This is a genomic window from Rhodococcus sp. IEGM 1366 (genome assembly GCF_033142425.1).
Lineage (GTDB): Bacteria > Actinomycetota > Actinomycetes > Mycobacteriales > Mycobacteriaceae > Rhodococcus_F > Rhodococcus_F globerula.
Genome location: NZ_JAWLRZ010000021.1, coordinates 31,904 through 48,824, shown reverse-complemented (window position 1 = coordinate 48,824; position 16,921 = coordinate 31,904). Strand labels below are relative to the sequence as shown.

The 16,921-nt window shown below is 62.1% G+C and carries 15 protein-coding genes and 1 pseudogene; 13 read left to right on the top strand and 3 right to left on the bottom strand.

Annotation, left to right across the window (positions count from 1 at the left end; translation table 11 throughout):
* The 3 genes and pseudogenes from R4P64_RS33150 to R4P64_RS34205 all read left to right on the top strand — a co-directional run.
* Positions 1-720: MFS transporter (locus R4P64_RS33150; protein WP_317824413.1), on the top strand; the 720-nt coding region annotated here is incomplete at its 5' end.
* A 67-nt stretch (positions 721-787) separates the two neighbouring features.
* Positions 788-1,132: a hypothetical protein gene (locus R4P64_RS33145; protein ID WP_317824412.1), complete on the top strand. Its 345-nt coding sequence runs from the start codon at positions 788-790 to the stop codon at positions 1,130-1,132.
* Positions 1,133-1,174: 42 nt separating this feature from the next.
* A pseudogene (locus tag R4P64_RS34205) lies at positions 1,175-1,594 on the top strand (transposase); the annotation flags it as partial.
* A 285-nt stretch (positions 1,595-1,879) separates the two neighbouring features.
* Here R4P64_RS34205 and R4P64_RS33140 read toward each other — a convergent pair.
* The 3 genes from R4P64_RS33140 to R4P64_RS33130 all read right to left on the bottom strand — a co-directional run bounded on the left by R4P64_RS33140 (position 1,880) and on the right by R4P64_RS33130 (position 5,217).
* Entirely contained in the window at positions 1,880-3,067 is a 1,188-nt protein-coding gene (locus R4P64_RS33140) for an NADP-dependent malic enzyme (RefSeq protein ID WP_317824411.1), read from the bottom strand.
* 297 nt (positions 3,068-3,364) lie between these two features.
* Positions 3,365-4,150, bottom strand: a complete 786-nt coding sequence (locus R4P64_RS33135) for an aspartate/glutamate racemase family protein (protein ID WP_317824409.1) — start codon at positions 4,148-4,150, stop codon at positions 3,365-3,367.
* A gap of 35 nt (positions 4,151-4,185) precedes the next feature.
* Positions 4,186-5,217, bottom strand: coding sequence for a leucyl aminopeptidase (locus tag R4P64_RS33130; RefSeq protein WP_317824408.1), 1,032 nt, complete (start codon positions 5,215-5,217; stop codon positions 4,186-4,188).
* Positions 5,218-6,246: 1,029 nt separating this feature from the next.
* Between R4P64_RS33130 and R4P64_RS33125 the strand changes: the two genes are divergently transcribed.
* From R4P64_RS33125 to R4P64_RS33080, 10 genes are all read left to right on the top strand, one after another.
* Positions 6,247-7,515, top strand: coding sequence for an FAD-dependent monooxygenase (locus tag R4P64_RS33125; RefSeq protein ID WP_317824407.1), 1,269 nt, complete (start codon positions 6,247-6,249; stop codon positions 7,513-7,515).
* Between the two features lie 63 nt (positions 7,516-7,578).
* Positions 7,579-8,250, top strand: a complete 672-nt coding sequence (locus R4P64_RS33120) for an isochorismatase family protein (RefSeq protein ID WP_317824406.1) — start codon at positions 7,579-7,581, stop codon at positions 8,248-8,250.
* Between the two features lie 12 nt (positions 8,251-8,262).
* Complete coding sequence (locus R4P64_RS33115) at positions 8,263-9,093, top strand: alpha/beta hydrolase (protein WP_317824405.1); 831 nt, start codon at positions 8,263-8,265, stop codon at positions 9,091-9,093.
* An 88-nt stretch (positions 9,094-9,181) separates the two neighbouring features.
* Positions 9,182-10,576 carry an MFS transporter gene (locus R4P64_RS33110; protein WP_317824404.1) on the top strand — a complete coding sequence of 465 codons (1,395 nt, stop codon included), beginning with the start codon at positions 9,182-9,184 and terminating at the stop codon, positions 10,574-10,576.
* Between the two features lie 5 nt (positions 10,577-10,581).
* Positions 10,582-11,457 (top strand): FAD binding domain-containing protein, encoded by an 876-nt coding sequence (locus R4P64_RS33105; RefSeq protein WP_317824403.1) that lies wholly within the window; start codon positions 10,582-10,584, stop codon positions 11,455-11,457.
* Positions 11,454-13,859 (top strand): xanthine dehydrogenase family protein molybdopterin-binding subunit, encoded by a 2,406-nt coding sequence (locus R4P64_RS33100; RefSeq protein ID WP_317824401.1) that lies wholly within the window; start codon positions 11,454-11,456, stop codon positions 13,857-13,859. Before R4P64_RS33105 ends, R4P64_RS33100 begins: the two co-directional genes overlap by 4 nt.
* Positions 13,856-14,392, top strand: a complete 537-nt coding sequence (locus tag R4P64_RS33095; RefSeq protein ID WP_317824400.1) for a (2Fe-2S)-binding protein — start codon at positions 13,856-13,858, stop codon at positions 14,390-14,392. Before R4P64_RS33100 ends, R4P64_RS33095 begins: the two co-directional genes overlap by 4 nt.
* Complete coding sequence (locus R4P64_RS33090) at positions 14,389-15,066, top strand: SRPBCC family protein (RefSeq protein WP_317824399.1); 678 nt, start codon at positions 14,389-14,391, stop codon at positions 15,064-15,066. The genes R4P64_RS33095 and R4P64_RS33090 overlap by 4 nt, the downstream gene beginning before the upstream one ends.
* A gap of 9 nt (positions 15,067-15,075) precedes the next feature.
* Positions 15,076-16,200: an XdhC/CoxI family protein gene (locus R4P64_RS33085; RefSeq protein ID WP_317824398.1), complete on the top strand. Its 1,125-nt coding sequence runs from the start codon at positions 15,076-15,078 to the stop codon at positions 16,198-16,200.
* Between the two features lie 115 nt (positions 16,201-16,315).
* Entirely contained in the window at positions 16,316-16,816 is a 501-nt protein-coding gene (locus R4P64_RS33080; RefSeq protein ID WP_317824397.1) for a MarR family winged helix-turn-helix transcriptional regulator, read from the top strand.
* Positions 16,817-16,921 lie beyond the last annotated feature (105 nt).

Below are 16,921 nucleotides of genomic sequence, written 5' to 3'. Positions count from 1 at the left end.
TGGCGGGTCATGTTCCTGCTCAGCGCCCCACTCGCGCTCGTTGCGGTCTTCATCCGGATGCGACTCGCGGAATCGCCCGTTTTCAAGGAGCTCGCGGCCAACAGCGGCCTCGCACGACGCCCGTTGAAGGAAGCTCTCACCGCGAATCCCCGACGGCTCCTCTCTGGCACCCTGTACATGATCGGCTATTTCGGCGGCGCAATCATGCTCTTGTTCTTCATGCCGACGTACCTGACCAAGGACCTCGGTATGGCAGTCACGGACACGAGTCTGTTGATGGCAGGCGCGACGCTCACGTTCGCGTTGCTCATCCCGATCTTCGGTTGGCTCACTGACATACTCACACGATTTCAGGCGCGGGTGCTTTCTACCTCGCTGCACGCACTGATCTCACTCCCCGCGTTCCTGCTGATCAGCGGGAACGCCACGGGTGCAATCGTTTTCGGTCTAATCCTGCTTGCCACTCTGCAGGCATTCTACTACGCGATCGGACCGCTGACCGTAGTGGACATCTTCCCCGCACGCATCCGATTCACTTCAGGAACGATCGTGATGAACGTGCCCGTTGCAATCGTGCCCGCGATCCTGCCTCCGCTCGCGGCAGTCGCCACGACCATGACAGGGCTGTCGTTTGCCCCTGCGCTCGTCGCGGTGGGGCTCTCGCTGGTCGGCCTCATCGGGGCCATCGGGCTGCGATCGGCGGGTCAACCCACACGATGAATCCATAAGCGTAGCCCGGCCTGAGCAGCCGGGCTACGCTTGCACTCCCGACCAAACGGAGCTGACGATGGAGCCGGTGATAGCCGTCGAATCTCTGCACGAATTCCTCGTGCGGCTCCGTCAACGTGTAGAAACGGGCGTCGACCACGAACTCGCAGACGGATACCGAAGCATCGCGGAATACGCCGCCTTACCCGAGCCGGTTCTCACCGACGACGTCGTCGCCACCGGACGCCTCATCCTCATCGGCCTCGTCGACAATCTCGCTGTCGGGAAATCTGCCACCGACTTGCAACTCGAGATGTGCCGCGCAGCAGCGAGTTCGCTGCCGGCACCGAGTTCGCACGCGCGATGCTTCAGCGTGATCTACTCGGGCTCCTCACTGCCGATCCCGCGCCCCGTTTCGGTGTGAAGGTCGAGCCTCGCTGAAAGGCTCCGATTCAAGCCACGCCCGTATCCGCCGGAGTTCCAATCCCGGGTCGTGACCCTCGTCGGAGCCGGCAAACCGATCATCACTGCCGCGGTCGAACTCGGTGTCAGCGTTGTCGCGCTCCACAATTGGGTTCGCCAAGATCAAGTCGACCGGGGCGAACGGCCTGGTATCACGACAACCGTATCGGCGCAGCTGACGACGGCAAACAAGCGCATCCGACAGCTCGAAGCCGAAGACGAAATCTTCCGCACCCCTGCGACGATGTTCAGGAAGAACCGACCGGCCCCAAAAGGATTCACCCGGCGATCGACTCCCTTGCCGACGTCGGCAGCCGAAAAAGTCTGTTGCCGCCTTCTCGGCGTCAGCAGCCCAGCTACTACGTGTGCAAGACCCGCCCGATGTCACCGACAGCGATGCGCCGACAGTGGCTCACCGGCCTGATCCGCAAAGTCCACTGGGCTTCGAGGCAGACCTACGGGTCGCGGAGGGTGCACGCAGAGCACACACGGGGTATGAACATCGCGGTCAGCGAGAACCTCGTAGCCGACTCATGAGGCATTCCGGCATGGTCGGACTACCAAGTCCTGCGAAGGTAACGGTTGAAAGGTGTCGACGGCCGGATCTCGTGTACCGAAACTTTCATCGTCTCTCGCCAAACGATTTGTTGGTCAACGACATTACCGAGTATACGACAACAACGCCAGGCGCTATCAAACGTCGCATCAGTTAGTGACGCTCCCTGCGCGCGGCGACGGCGACCGCATCCGCGACAGCGGAGGCGACGCGAGGATCGAGTGGGCTCGGAACGATCTTGTCCACAGCCAGCTCGTCGCCGACGACCGAGAGGATTGCCTCGGCAGCGGCAAGTTTCATATCTTGGGTAATGCGACGGGCTCCTGCGTCGAGCGCTCCGCGGAACACACCGGGAAAGGCGAGCACATTGTTGATCTGATTCGGGAAGTCGCTGCGTCCCGTCGCGACAATCGCAACATGCTTCTTCGCAACGTCGGGATGGATCTCCGGGTCCGGGTTCGACAGTGCAAACACGATGCCGTCGTCGGCCATGGTCGCGACGATCTCCTCCGGAACGGTACCCGAGGATACACCGAGGAACACGTCGGCTCCGTCGAGAGTTTCGACGATGCCACCATGCCTACCCGCCGGGTTGGTCCGCGCGGCCAGGTCCATTTTGATTGGGTTGAGGTCATCGCGGCCGCTCGAGACGATGCCCTTAGAGTCGAGGACGGTCACATCCGCGACCCCGGCGGCGAGAAGGATGTTCGCACACGCGATACCGGCAGCGCCGGCGCCCGAAATGACCACGCGCAGTGAGCAGATGCCGCGGTTCTGCACCTGCGCCGCACCCTTAAGTGCGGCGAGGACAACGATGGCGGTACCGTGCTGGTCGTCGTGCATGACTGGGCAGTCCAGAGCCTCGATGGCGCGCTTCTCGATTTCGAAACAGCGGGGCGCGGAAATGTCCTCGAGGTTGACCGCACCGAAGCTTGGACGTAGCCGGATCAAGGTCTCGACGATTTCGTCGGGGTCGGTGGTGTCGAGCACCAGCGGAATGGAGTCCAAGCCCGCGAAGTTTTTGAACAGCGCCGCCTTGCCTTCCATCACCGGAAGCGATGCGCGAGGGCCAATATCACCAAGGCCGAGGACCGCCGAGCCGTCGGAGACGACCGCGACCAGGCGGCTGGTCCAGGTGTAGCGGTCCACCAGGGTGGCATCCGCCGCGATGGCACGGCTGACCTGGGCTACGCCCGGGGTGTAGGCAATCGACAGATCCCGCTGGCTCTCCAGCGGAGCAGTCAGCGCAATGGACAGCTTGCCCCCGAGATGACCAGCGAAGATTTCCTCGTCGGTCAGTTCCACTTGCTGCGGGGTGGTGGGTTCGGACACGATGGACACTCCTGGGAATGGTGTTCTGGCTCGGTACTCATTCGCGGTCTGCTCCGGAAAAGCTGCCTGTGGTGGTTGCTCGATCGGAAGATCCGGGGCCCTGTTGCCGATGAAGGTGCGGGCAGCCGTAACTCGCCATCGCCAGTCCGCATCACGGAATTGCGATGTCGGTGGCGCTTACCGATAGTTCCGCGCTGCCGTCCACGGCTCAATGGGTGCCACCGATGCAGAAGCACGAGAGACGCTCGGATACGTCCGTGACTGCGATGGAGGCAGCCGTCGGCAATCACGGACGAATCAGGTCGCTTAGTTCTCGGGCGGTTTTCCGCCCCGGTTCGCGGCCACTTTGCCGCTCAGCAGGTGCCCGGAGTGAGGGACAAAGGTGTCGAGCCCAAGGGTATCGAGGATCGTGTACGCAGTGGCGGTGGCAGCCGAAAGAACCGGGATCCCCGCCTCCATCTCGACAGGCTCGATCGACGACAGCGACGGCATCTGTACGCAGGCCGATAGAACGATTGCATCGGCGTTGCGGAGTGTGAGCTTACGCCAGTGCTCCTTGAGATCGGCGGGGTCCAGCCTCGCCACTGCGAGATTGTCGGAGACCTCGAGACTTAAGGTGTCGACGACCTCGATCCCGCTGTCTTCGATGTAATCGGCCACCAACTGTGTCAGTGGCTTCATATACGGTGTCACGATTGCCACGCGGCGTGCGCCCAGATCGCGCGCCGCTGTCAGGAGTGCACCTGCACTACTGACGACCGGAGCATTCGATTTGGCATCACGCAGTGCTGAAGTGATCTCAGTTTCGGCGGTGCAGTGATGCTTGGGGCCCTGAGCCATGATGGCGACGAGGCAGGCCGAGGCGACGATGTCGGGTTGCGCGTCGGCGAGTTCGGTTGCAGCCCTTACAGTCTGCGCGTTCATCGAGCGTAGCTCTTCGGGAGTGACGTGCCGCATTCGCATGCGGCTGCTGTGGAAGATGAATCTCTCCTCGGGCCGCACGCTCTCGCGTGAGGCCAGCATACGAGGCAGCTCGGTTTCCATTGTCAGGTTGGAGCTGGGCACGATCATCCCAACGTGATAATCCCTCATGGGACCTTCCTTCTTGCTTCTTGCAGGGCTGTTGGCTAGCCGCGACCGGCAGGCTTCATGTCGTCGACGGTGATGTCTCCGTCGCGCACGATGACCTCGTCATCGAGGTACAAGGTGCATCCACGCATTGGAATATCGAAGTGGCAGGGGGTGTCGTTGGGACCGCCGAGTTCGTTGTTGGGACCGATCGAGAACATCACGTTTCCGTAGAAGGACCGCAGTTCCATACCCATCCCGCCGGGAAACTGGGTCAGACCGTGCCATTGCGCGCGCTCGTCAAGGCCCCATCCGACATGCGACATGCCGTATCCCCGAGGGTCGTTGAACGAGGCGATGTAGGAGGCCAGGAGTTCTGCATCGAGCCCTCCGCGGATGTCGGTGATGAATCCTTTCTCGATGGTGAGGGCGATCGGAGACTGGACGTAAGTATTGAAGGGAAGCAGAACGTCGCCGGGCGAGATGACGATGGTGCCGTCCACTCCGGCATCAGCACCACCGGTAAAAACAAAAGCCGACGGCCAGTGGTCCCAGCGCCCCGGCGTGTCGGTATAGCCGTACTCGCTAACAGTTGGATAGACGCCGAGTTGGTAGGTCACATCGGTGCCGCCTGGGCTGGTGATCCTCATGGCGTGCGCCTTGGCCAGGATCTCTGCCCCCACTTCGACGCGTTCTCGCAGTTCCGGGGTGGGCATCAGTCGTGCGAGCAAGTTGGCCGGCTCGACGACCGTCAGGATTCGCGTCTGGGCGTCCTGGATGGCGAACTGCTCCTTGCTGAAGAGCAAGAATGTCAAGTCGATCAACATATCGCTCTGCTTGAGCGCGTCGACCGCCACGGGGTTGGAACCTAGTCCGGACTCCCCCACCGCCCAGGCGCCACTCGCAGTTCGGGCTGCGGGCAAGCGCAATTGGAATGCACTGGCGCCGAGTTCCTGTGCCGCCCACAAGGCAGCGTCGGCATAGTCGGCGCGCTCATTGCCTCGGGTGAGCACGGAGACGGATTCGCCCTCGCGCACTCCACTCAGAGCTAGCTGACGCAGGAAGATGTCGTTGAGTTGATTGTGATCCATGAGTGTCCTCCGGGATGAAACTTCTCCGATGGGCGAACTAATAAATTAATCCGGACACTGATTATCCCGTGAGGTTGAGCACACGTCAAGAGGCACGTATCGACTGATCCGATCTGACGTCAGTCGACAGACCTCAGATCGGGGGTCCCGCTTCCCACGCCAGAATCGGATCGCAATGAGTTGGGCACCCTCTCGATCCCGCCTCGGCGATCGACAACCCCGCACCTTCCGAGGGAGTCGCACCGCATTCCTACCCGAGCTATCCGGAGCGTCAGCCATGCAGGGCCCGTCCCAAATCGGACTCACATTGGAGCCCGAGTTCAACCCCTCAACGAAACTCTTCACACCGACTTTTGCATGGTCAAAGTACTTATTAACGCCGCATGAAACTGGGTTCGTCGATTTTCGACGGCCTGCCCTGGACCTGTCAACGATCACCCGCGTCGCGCGCACCGTTCAAGCAAAGGTCAACCTCACCAGCACAGAACGGGCAGCCCGACGGACGTCACAAACCGACCCGTTCGGAGGCAGATGTTGCGGGTCGAGCCACTGGGGGGTGCACTCGATCGGGGAGTTGCTCGCCGATCCGATACAGCGTCGAGCGGGTGCGCCCGTTCACAATGTTGACCGAACTTGCCCACTCAAGGGAGTCGATCGCACTCAAATCGTCAACACGGCCGGAAATGCGTCGCTCGGACAGATCGTCACCTAGGTCGCACGCCGCCCCAAAGAACGCCAACCCACCACCAGAACCAGACCCCGCGGAACGTCCTTGATCTGCGAAACTGCTTACCACGCTTCATCTCTCAGGGCAGATGGAGGCGTGGTCATCGCACAAGCACGGACTCGCTCGCCTACTGAAAAAAACGAAAATCGCGTCGAAGAAGCATCAAACCTCTTGCATTTCCAGATGATCCGTGTTCGGATGAATTTGCCATGTAACGCACCTCACATCGACCGTCAGCTAGGTCAAAAATCATGCGAGGCAGCGTTCAAGAACGCGGCAATACAGCAGAAGGAAGGAATCCGGTGGGATCCAAGCAGTCATTCGACATCGTGGTCGCCGGTGGTGGACTCGGCGGTCTCACAGCCGCACTGGCACTGCGGCAAAAGGGCTTCAACGTCATCGTATTGGAGAAGGCTTCCCAACTCGGGGAAGTCGGAGCCGGGATTCAAACCGCTCCGAACGCCAGTCGAATTCTGATCGGACTCGGTCTACGTAAGCAGCTCGAGAAGATCCATACCGAACCACAGGAGCAGGTGCGTCGGCGTTGGAGGGACGGCAATGTCATCGCGTTGACTTCCCTGGGCTCGCGATGCATCCAGGACTACAACGCGCCTTACTGGCATTACCACCGAGCTGATCTGCACCGCGTTCTCCTCGATGCCTGCGTCGATCCTCTCGGGCCGGGTCCGATCGTCACGATCCATACCGACAGTGCGGTTACTGAAATCGACCGCAGTGCCCCCGACCGTCCCGTAGCCGTCACGTCGACGGGAGCTCGGTACGAGGCCGACGTAGTTGTCGGCGCCGACGGCATCCGCTCTGCGGTACGCGACGCTGCCGGGTTCTCCGACACCCTCGAGTTCTCCGGCGAGATGGCCTACCGGGCGCTGATCCCGGGAGACAAGATTGCAGCTGACCCCGCTACCCGATGGCTGGTGGACCGATTCCAAAGCACCATCTGGTATGGCCCCGACCGCCACCTCGTGCACTACATGATCCGTAACGGGGAGTACCTCAACATCGTCGCGATCGTGCCATGCAGCGCCGAAATCGAACAGCGATGGTCGGGACCAGCATCGGTCGATGACCTCGTGAATGCGTTCCCCGGCTGGGACGATCGCGTACACGCGATGGTCTCCAAAGCCGAAGGTAACGCGTCAGTTTGGGCGATGTATCGCCGCCGCCGCGACCCTATCTGGGTGGACGGACGCATCGCACTTCTCGGGGACGCCTGCCACGCCATGCTCCCCTACCAAGCACAGGGTGCCTCGCAGGCGATGGAGGATGCCGCGGTTCTTGCTGAAGAACTCGCGATGGTTTCGCACACCGATATTGATGGCGCCCTTATGCGTTACGTCGCCCGACGGGCCAAGCACGCCGGGATGGTGCAGGACGCATCCCTCGAAAATATGTCCCTTTACCACCTTCCAGATGGTCCCGCGCAAACTCTCCGAGACGAGAAGTTGCGGAACTTCGATGGCGAATCCGACGTGTCCTACGACTGGCTTTGGAGCGGGACGCCGTTGAACGATCCCGATCTGCACGCATTCACTTACCCATTCGCCAAGTAGTCGCATCCGCAAGTTGTCTCGGACAACGAACATGAGCACAGCGAGCGTATCGAAGGAGTGATCATGGCTGAGTACAGTCAACATTGGGGCGATAGCACCGAAAGTGTCTACAAGAAGGCAGGTTTCGGGTCCAGCGCAAGGCGCGGCAGTCGAGCGGCGATCGTCGTCGTGGACCTGACACGCGGCTTCACCGAACCGGAGTACCCATCAGGATCGGACCTGACCGACGTGGTGTCCGCCACCGCCTCGCTGTGCGCGTCAGCACGAGCCGCCCGAGTCCCCGTTATCTACACCACTATCTCTTACACCCCAGCAGAGGCAGATGGCACAGCAATACCCTGGCTCGACAAGGCCACCGGGATGCGAACTCTTCGCGAAGGCTCCGAAGCCGTCGAGTTCGATCCCCGACTGACCGTCACCGACGAGGACCACATCATCGTCAAGAAGGGTGCGTCGGCATTCTTCGGCACCCACCTGGCATCGTTGCTGGTCGGCCTTGGCTGCGACACCGTCGTGGTGTGCGGAGCGACCACGAGCGGATGTGTCCGCGCTACCGCAGTCGACGCGGTGCAGTCTGGTTTCGGTGTTCTTGTCCCCCGGAACTGCGTCGGTGACCGTGCCGCCGGCCCCCATGAGGCCAACCTCTTCGACATCGAGGCCAAGTATGGCGACGTCGTCGACCTCTCCGAGGCGGTCGCATACCTCGAATCCACCGTCGCAGCCCGCGCGCGATAGGGAGGAACACCCGTGGAAACCCGATACCTCACCCAGACAGCCCTAGCCGACCTCGCCAACGTTCCGGCGACCAGCCGGTGGGTCCGCACAACGTCACTGGCACTTCACGTCCTCGACTACGGGGGCGCCGGGAAACCGGTACTGATCCTCCCCGGGATCTCCAGCCCCGCGATCACTATGGATTTCGTCGCTCGGCGACTCACCGATCTGGTGCGGCCGATCACCGTGGACATCCGGGGGCGCGGCCTGTCGGATTCGGCAAGCTCCTACAGCCTCGACGACTACGCCGAAGACGTCGAGGCGATCGTCAACGATCTCGACCTCGAAGGTGTCACGCTCCTGGGACACTCCATGGGCGCTCGCATCGCCGCGGTCACCGCGGCACGCAAAAACGTCACAGTCTCGTCCTTGATCCTGGTCGATCCGCCGATGAGCGGTCCAGGCCGCGCACCGTACCCGACGACATTGCCGGTGTTCCTCGATCAGCTCGGTCAAGCCCAACGAGGCACTACCGTTGCCGAGGTCGCACACTCCTGGCCGCGCTGGCCGGAGGCCGAGCAACGGCTTCGGGCGCACTGGCTCTCCAGCTGCGACGGGTACGCAATCGGCGCGACGCACCGAGGCTTCGAAACCGAAGACTTCTTCGACACATGGCCGCAGCTGACAGGAGAGGTTGCACTCGTCTACGGCAGGGCCAGTCCAGTGGTCACCGCAGAGGGGGTGGCATACGCCGAGTTCACCAACCCCGGAGCGGAATTCGTGTCCGTCCCCGACGCCGGGCACATGGTGTTCTGGGACAACCCCGACGGTGCGCTCACCGTGGTGCGCCACCTACTGCAGTAACCGAGCCTCCCAGAGATGAGCAACACCCCCAGACAGTGGCGGCGCGAGGCCGTCAGTCCCCCGCAAAACTGACCCAGAGAGTATCGACATGAAAACAGGTGAGCAGATAGTCCAGGCACTGCCCTGGAAATGGAACGTCCAGGGGCGTGTATTCGTCATCGGTGGACTTGGATACATGTTCGATGCCTGGGACGTGGTCCTGAACGGTTTCCTCACTCCTCTGGTCGGGGATTACTGGGACCTCGGCATCGGCGCTCGCAGCTTGGTAGCAACGGCAAACTTGATCGGCATGGCTGTCGGCGCCGTCCTCTGGGGCTCGATCGCCGACAAGATGGGCCGCAAGAAGGCCTTCAGTATCACGATGCTGATCTTCGCGATCTTCTCTGTCCTCGGTGCGTTCTCGCCGAACTTCACCATATTCGTGATCCTGCGTTTCTTGGCGGGCGTCGGACTGGGTGGGTGCATCCCAGTCGACTACGCCATCGTCAGTGAGTTCTCGCCAGCGAAATTGCGAGGGCGGATCCTCGCCGCCATGGACATATGGTGGCCCATCGGCGGCACGGTCTGCGGCCTCGTGGCAACACTGCTCGTGCCGATCGATGCCGACATCCGGTGGCGCTGGATGCTCGTCTTCATGGTGCTGCCGGCGCTGTTGCTGTTCTGGGTCCGCAGGAGCATCCCGGAATCCCCACTTTTCCTGGCCCAAGCCGGGCGTGAGAAGGAAGCGCGGGTCATCATCGACGACCTCGTAACACGTACCGGGGCTCCGGTTGAGAAATACAGCATCGAAGCAAAGAAGTCCCCCGAGAAGATGTCCATCGGCACAGCCTTCGAGCAACTGCGTGAGATCTGGCGTTTCAATCCCCGCATCACCCTCACCGCGTGGGCGCTGTTCGTCACCATCATGCTGCTGTACTACGCCGCCCTCAGTTGGATGCCGTCCATCCTGCGCGCCCAAGGATATGGGGACTACGCAGCGTTCACCGGAACGACCCTGATGACCAGTGTTGGCATCATCGGAGTGCTCACCTCCGCGTGGCTGTGTGAAGCTTTCGGACGCAAGTGGGTCATCGGCCTCTCAGCGCCCGTTGCCGCAGTCGCTCTCGTACTCTTCGCACTGACCCTCAACGTTTCCTCGACGGCGCTGGTGTTCCTGGCGGTATTCGGGTTCTTGATCCAAGTGGCCATCCCCGTTCTCTACGCGTACGTATCCGAGCTGTACCCGACGTCGATGCGGGCGAGCGGCTTCGGTTGGGCGTCATCTGTGAGCAGAGTGGCAACCGGGCTTGCTCCGTTGCTGTTCGGCACCGTGCTGTGGCCGATCTTCGGCCTCCCGATCACCTTCGCGATCACCGGCATTGCAGTGCTCGCCGCCGTGCTGTGGATGACCGTCGGTGCGCCCGAAACCAGAGGTCGAGACCTTGACCACATCGATACATCGCCCAACCAGGTGGGCGCGACCGTGCCACCAATCGGCAGGTAAACGCCATGAAACCAGCACCATTCAACTACCACAGGGTGCACACCCCCGACCAGGCAGTGACCTTGCTCGCCGAACTCGGCGACGATGCGAAACTGATCGCCGGTGGCCAGTCACTCGTTGCGATGATGAACTTTCGCCTCGCCCGACCGGCACAGCTGATCGATATCGGCGAAGTCGCCGAACTTCGATACGTTCACCGCGGGAACGACGGACTCCGTATCGGGGCGCTGACCACGCACCACGCGATCGAAAGCGAGTACCGCGGCACAATGGCGAACGGGTTCGAGGTGATCGTCGACGCCATGCAGTGGATCGGGCACCTCCCGATCCGCACCCGCGGCACCATCGGCGGGAGCATCGCCCACGCGGACGCCACGGCCGAATGGTGCTTGCTTGCAGTGCTTCTCGACGCAGAGATCGTTGTCCTGTCGGTGCGCGGAAGACGGTCGATCCCAGCTGGAGAGTTCTTCTACGGCTTCTATTCGACCGCCCTGGAGCCGGACGAGATGATCGTCGAAATCCACTTCCCCGCGACTGCCCGACATGCTGCGATGGCCGAGTACGCCCAACGTCATGGCGACTTCGCAGTCGTCGCAGCAGCGGTGAACCTTCAGATCGAGGACGGTAGCATCCAGGGCGGGCGAGTGGTACTCGGTGGTGTCGGGCCGCTGCCGGTCATTGCCGATTCGGCTGGTGCAGCCTTGAGCTCCGGGCAGCCACTCAGCTCGACGTCAGCCGCCGAGTGTGCATCGGAGACCGCTAATTCGCTCGACCTCGACGACACCGTCCCAGGTGGTGCGGTGTACACGCGCGGACTAGTCCGCCACCTTGTAACCCGAGCACTTTGCAAGGCAGCACAGCTTGAGGAGTCTGTCCGATGACGAACACGAGTCCGATCAAGCCAGACGCGAAGCTCACCCGAGGCGGTGCCTGGGTCGGTACCTCCGTCCGCCGCCGTGAGGATCTCCGACTGCTTACCGGGACCGGCCGGTTCGTCGACGACCTGGCAATACCCGGCATGTTGCATGCTCAGTTCGTCCGATCCACGATTGCCGCCGGCTCAGTGGAGCTGCTCGACCTCACGGCGACGCGAGCGGCGGCCGGGGTACGTGCCGCGTGGGACTCCACCGACCTCGGAATCTCAGCGATCATCGCTCGACTCGACCGTCCGCTCGCCGAGTTCGTTCCCACTGAGATGCCGATTCTCTCCGGTCGTCAGGTTCGCTTCGTCGGCGAACCACTGGCCATCGTCGTCGCCGAGGATCAGTACCTCGTCGAAGACGCGCTCGAAGACGCCCACCTGGAGTACCAGCCCACCGACGCGATCACCACTATAGAGAGCGCACTCGCCGACGGAGCACCGCTCGTCCACAGGGAGGCCGTGAACAACGTCTTGGTCGATGTCTCACTCTTCGCGACTCCAAACGTTGATCGGGCGTTCGAGGAGGCCGCTGCCGTCGTCTCGGTCAAGGCCAAGACAGGCAGGCAGAACGCGCTCCCTCTCGAAACCCGGGGCGCCCTCGCATATTGGGACGATCGCGCCGAACAGTTGGTGATGTACACCCCTACCCAGGTGCCCCATCTCGTGCGCACGGTCACCGCGAAATCGTTGGGACTCGCCGAGAGCAAGGTGCGCGTCGTGGTCCCAGACATGGGCGGCGGATTCGGAATCAAATGCGTGGTCGGCCGGGAAGAGATCGCGGTCGCAGCGGCCGCGCTCGAATTGCGTCGGCCGGTCAAGTGGATCGAGGACCGCCGAGATGCGTTGACCGCATCGTTCCTGGCCCGGGAGCAGGCCTACGACGTACGCGCAGCGTTCGACGCCGAAGGGCACATCCTCGCGCTCGACGCCGACGTGATCTGTGACATGGGGGCGTACTCGTGTTATCCATTCACCGCGGGCATCGAACCGCTGATGGCCTCGGCCGAGATGCCCGGGGTCTACAAGGTGCCCGAGTACCGCGTCCGTGGCCGCGCCATCACGTCCAACAAGGCTCCGACCGCTCCATACCGTGGGGTCAGTCGCCCCCAGTACGTGATGGTGGTCGAACGGTTGATGGAAAGGGCAGCACGCGAACTCGGAATCGACCCCGTCGAGATCCGACGAAGAAACCTCATTACGGCCTTTCCCTACACCGGAGTCAACCAGATCACCTATGACCCTGGCTCCTATCTGGAGTCGCTGAACCTCTGCGAACAGATCCTGTCGGACGAGGGCTGGTTCGAGCTCCGCGCATCATCCCCAGAACGCCACATCGGGATCGGCTTCGCCTGTTTCAGTGAGCGAACCGGCTACGGCTCATCGGCTTTCGCCGCCCGCAAGATGGACGTGGTTCCCGGCTTCGACATCTCAGACATCAGCATGGACCTCGACGGCACCGTCGCAGTGACGACGGGAACCCTCAGCCATGGGCAGAGCCACGAGACGACCATGGCGCAGATCGTCGCAGACAAACTGGGCCTGGACATCGATCAGGTAAAGATCGTGCAGGGCGACACCGACCGAATCAAATACGGCTTCGGCAGTTTCGCCAGCCGCTCGATCACCATTGGCGGCAGTGCCGTCTCACTCGCTGCCGTAAAACTCGGTGGCAAACTCCGCGAGATCGCCGCGCACATGCTCGACACCCACATCGACAACGTCGAACTGGGTAACGGGCAAGTCAGCAAGGTCGACGATCCAACCGTCGCACTGCGCTACAGCGACATCGCCAATGTCGCCTACCTGAAGGCGCATCTGCTGCCGAAAGGGGCCGAACCTGGGCTCTACGCATCGGCGAGCTTCGACGTGAACGGCGACGGAACGTTTTCCAACGCCACGCACGGCGCAGTGGTGGAACTGTTCCCCGACACCGGGGACGTAAAGATCCTGCGCTACCACTGCGTCGAGGACTGCGGAGTGGCGATCAATCCTCAGGTGGTCGACGGGCAGGCTCGCGGTGGCATCGCACAGGGGATCGCCGGCGCGCTGTTCGAGGAGGTTACCTACGACGAGACCGGTCAGCCGCTCGTGGCGAGCTTCATCGACTACCGCGTCCCCACCGCCTGCGAGATACCCGACATCGGGATCTCCCACCTAGAGACTCCGTGTCTGTTCACCGAGACCGGCGCCAAGGGGGCCGGCGAGGGCGGCACGATCGGGGCTCCCGCCGCGATCCTCAACGCCGTGAACGACGGATTACGAACTACGGGAGTCGAATTGAACGACACTCCTATCCACCCCCACGCGGTAGCCGCTGCCTTTGTAAACCGCGAAAAGGATCTCCAAGAGGTAATCCGATGACAAACCGGATCCTGATCGAGATAAGTGTCAATGGCAGCCAACACGAAGTGATCGTGGACCCCCGCCGCACGCTTGTCGACGTGCTGCGTCACGACTTGGCCCTCACCGGCACCCACGTCGGATGCGAGCACGGGGTGTGCGGCGCGTGCACGATCCTCGTCGACGGAAAACCCGCAAGGTCCTGCCTGATGTTCGCGGTCCAGGCCGAGAGCAAGCAGATTCGAACCGTCGAATCCTTGGCGGCCGAAGACGGTGAGCTCAGTGACCTGCAGCAAGCCTTCGCCGATCACCACGGACTTCAATGCGGTTTCTGCACGCCGGGCTTCCTCATGCTGGCAGAGGGGTTTCTCGCCGAGCACCCTGAACCCAGCCGTGAAGAAGTACGTGAAGCGGTCTCGTCCAACTACTGCCGGTGTACCGGCTATCACACCATCATCGACAGCGTCAGTGCCTGTGCCGCCCGCCGATGCGGCAAGGCGTCGGGCGGCGCCGAAGTCGATTCAAACTCATTCGATCGGAGCTCGGACTCGTGAAACTGCAGAACACCATCAACATTCCTGCGACCCCAGATGAGGTTTTCAAACTCATCAACGATGTCGAACGAGTAGCTACGTGCGTTCCCGGTGCGTCATTGACCGGGCAAGAGGGTGACACCTACGTCGGTGGCGTCAAAGTCAAGGTCGGGCCAATCACGGCCGCGTACAACGGAAAGCTCCGGTTCGTGTCCGTCGACGAATCGACCCGCCGCGTGGTGTTCGAAGGCAAGGGCGCCGACTCCCACGGCAACGGCGATGCGCAAGCCCACATCGAGCTTGTGGTCGACGAGGTTCCCGACGGATCACAACTCCGCGTCGACACCGACTTGATCCTCAGCGGCAAGATCGTCGCATTCGGCAAGGGCGCCATCGTGGCTGTTTCGAACAAGATTATGGCGCAATTCGCCTCCAACCTGGCAGCACTGCTCCAGGCCAGTTCACCACCCTTGAGGGGGGGTGCGCGGCCCCGCGACATCGACCGCTCATCGAGCCATACGGGACCTCAACCATCGGTCCATCCGATCCGACCCACCGCAGACATGGCGGATGCCGGACTCGACATGATGTCCATGCTCCCGCCCGGAACGAAGAAGGCCGCGGCACTCGCCGGGGCATTCGTCGCCGGAATCATCGAGGGCTGGCTTATCTCGCGAGCCTTCCGAAAGCCCTGAGCATCCGCCATGGCGACCTTTCTGAAGGGCTTCCTCAACCAGGTCGAGGACTGGTTTCACCATGGACATCGATTCGCGATAGCCAGGGTCGTCGAGTCCGTGGGTAGCTCGCCGCTCCCGATCGGAGCGGCAATGGTTGTCGGCCCGAAAGGGGAAGCCCTGGGCAGTGTTTCCGGGGGCTGTGTGGAAGGCGCGGTCTACCAAGCTGCACTCGAGATCCTCGGCGGCGCCGCGCCAAGGATCGAGCAGTACGGGTACTCCGACGCCGATGCATTCGCAGTCGGTTTAACCTGCGGCGGGACCGTGACCGTCCTAATCGAAGCAGTCGATCGTGCGAGCTTCCCTCGATTCGACCGTGTGCTCTCCAACGTCCGCCAGGGCTCCCCAGTCAGCTGGGCAACAGGACCGATTACTACAACCGGCGCAGAGGTCTACCGAATCGTTCTTCCGGACGCCAACCCAGCTCCGGGCACCTTCGGCGATGCAAAGCTCGATGTCGAGGTCACCGGACTACTCGAGTCCTCGATGCGCACCGACACTTCAGGCCTCCACCGAATCGTCGGCGTCGGCCCCGATTCAACCCGCGATGACGGATCCGCCAACCTCGATATTTTCATCCATATAGTGTCAGGGCCCCCACGCCTGATCGTGGTGGGCGCAAGCTCACACGCTGCGGCCCTCGCAACGCTTGGTCGTGCGCTGGGCTACCACATCACCGTGTGCGACGCCCGCCCGATCTTCGCCACGGACGAACGGTTCCCGGACTCTCACGAAGTTGTCCGGGAATGGCCCGACCGATACCTCGCCAACACACACATCGATACACGCACCGCGATCTGCATCCTCACGCATGATGCCCGTTTCGATGTGCCTGCCGTTGTTGCGGCGCTCGCCAGCCCGGCTGGCTATCTTGGAGTGATGGGAAGCCGGAAGACCCACAACGACCGAATACAGCGACTTCGCAAAGCTGGTGTCACAGCTGAACAGATGCGCCGCGTCCGGTCCCCGATCGGTCTTGACCTTGGCGGCCGAAGCGCAGATGAAACCGCCTTATCGATCCTCGCCGAGATCGTTGCGCTGCGGAACGGTCGTACGGGACTGCCTCTCGCGATGGCTAGCGGAGCCCTGCACTGAGACAAGCCGTGCGACACCATCTGAATCCTGTATTCACTCGTCGAGCAAGTGGAGGTTTGCCACATGCAATGCCGTCGCCGAACTCCTCTGCCCACTGTGATTAAGTGGATCGGTGATGAAGCGCGTTTCTGAAGCCGTGAACGGTAGTGACCGGACTCCACGCGAGGCGCCGGCATCACCCCCTGAACTACTCGCCGCGCCGGGATTCCTTGCACGCCGTCTGTATCAGGCATATCTGTCGGCATGGTCACGTCTGGTTGACCCCGCCCTGACCGGCCCACAGTTCGCGGTCTTGACTGCCGTGGCACGTTTCGGCGGAACCGATCAAGGATCGCTCGCCGCAACAGTGGCGTTGGATCGTTCCACCATGGCTGACGTTGTCCGCAGACTCGAGGAGCGTGGACTGGTGATGCGCAAAACCGACACGGAGGACGGTCGTCGCAAGCTTCTGTACCTGACACCCTTGGGAACCGGTACCTACAACGATGTCTACGAGAGGGCAAGGGACTTGGACGAGATGCTGTGGGGAGGACGCACCCCGGTCGAACGTCAAGTTCTGATGGCGGAATTGACTGAGCTTGCCGAACTTTGGGAGAACATCGCGCCCCTTTCCTGACGACGGGATCCGCCCTCGTCAAGCGAACTGGTTCAAAACGTTCGTCGACCACACCAACCCATGACCACATCACGGGTCCACGGACTGAACGAGTTCTGGTGCACG

What these genes read in the sequence shown, in the direction of transcription:
- R4P64_RS33145 (WP_317824412.1), top strand. Translation starts at nt 788, where the DNA reads ATGGAGCCGGTGATAGCCGTCGAATCTCTGCACGAATTCCTCGTGCGG.
- R4P64_RS33135 (WP_317824409.1), bottom strand. Translation starts at nt 4,150, where the DNA reads ATGAGGGATTATCACGTTGGGATGATCGTGCCCAGCTCCAACCTGACA.
- R4P64_RS33130 (WP_317824408.1), bottom strand. Translation starts at nt 5,217, where the DNA reads ATGGATCACAATCAACTCAACGACATCTTCCTGCGTCAGCTAGCTCTG.
- R4P64_RS33120 (WP_317824406.1), top strand. Translation starts at nt 7,579, where the DNA reads ATGGCTGAGTACAGTCAACATTGGGGCGATAGCACCGAAAGTGTCTAC.
- R4P64_RS33110 (WP_317824404.1), top strand. Translation starts at nt 9,182, where the DNA reads ATGAAAACAGGTGAGCAGATAGTCCAGGCACTGCCCTGGAAATGGAAC.
- R4P64_RS33105 (WP_317824403.1), top strand. Translation starts at nt 10,582, where the DNA reads ATGAAACCAGCACCATTCAACTACCACAGGGTGCACACCCCCGACCAG.
- R4P64_RS33100 (WP_317824401.1), top strand. Translation starts at nt 11,454, where the DNA reads ATGACGAACACGAGTCCGATCAAGCCAGACGCGAAGCTCACCCGAGGC.
- R4P64_RS33095 (WP_317824400.1), top strand. Translation starts at nt 13,856, where the DNA reads ATGACAAACCGGATCCTGATCGAGATAAGTGTCAATGGCAGCCAACAC.
- R4P64_RS33085 (WP_317824398.1), top strand. Translation starts at nt 15,076, where the DNA reads ATGGCGACCTTTCTGAAGGGCTTCCTCAACCAGGTCGAGGACTGGTTT.
- R4P64_RS33080 (WP_317824397.1), top strand. Translation starts at nt 16,316, where the DNA reads ATGAAGCGCGTTTCTGAAGCCGTGAACGGTAGTGACCGGACTCCACGC.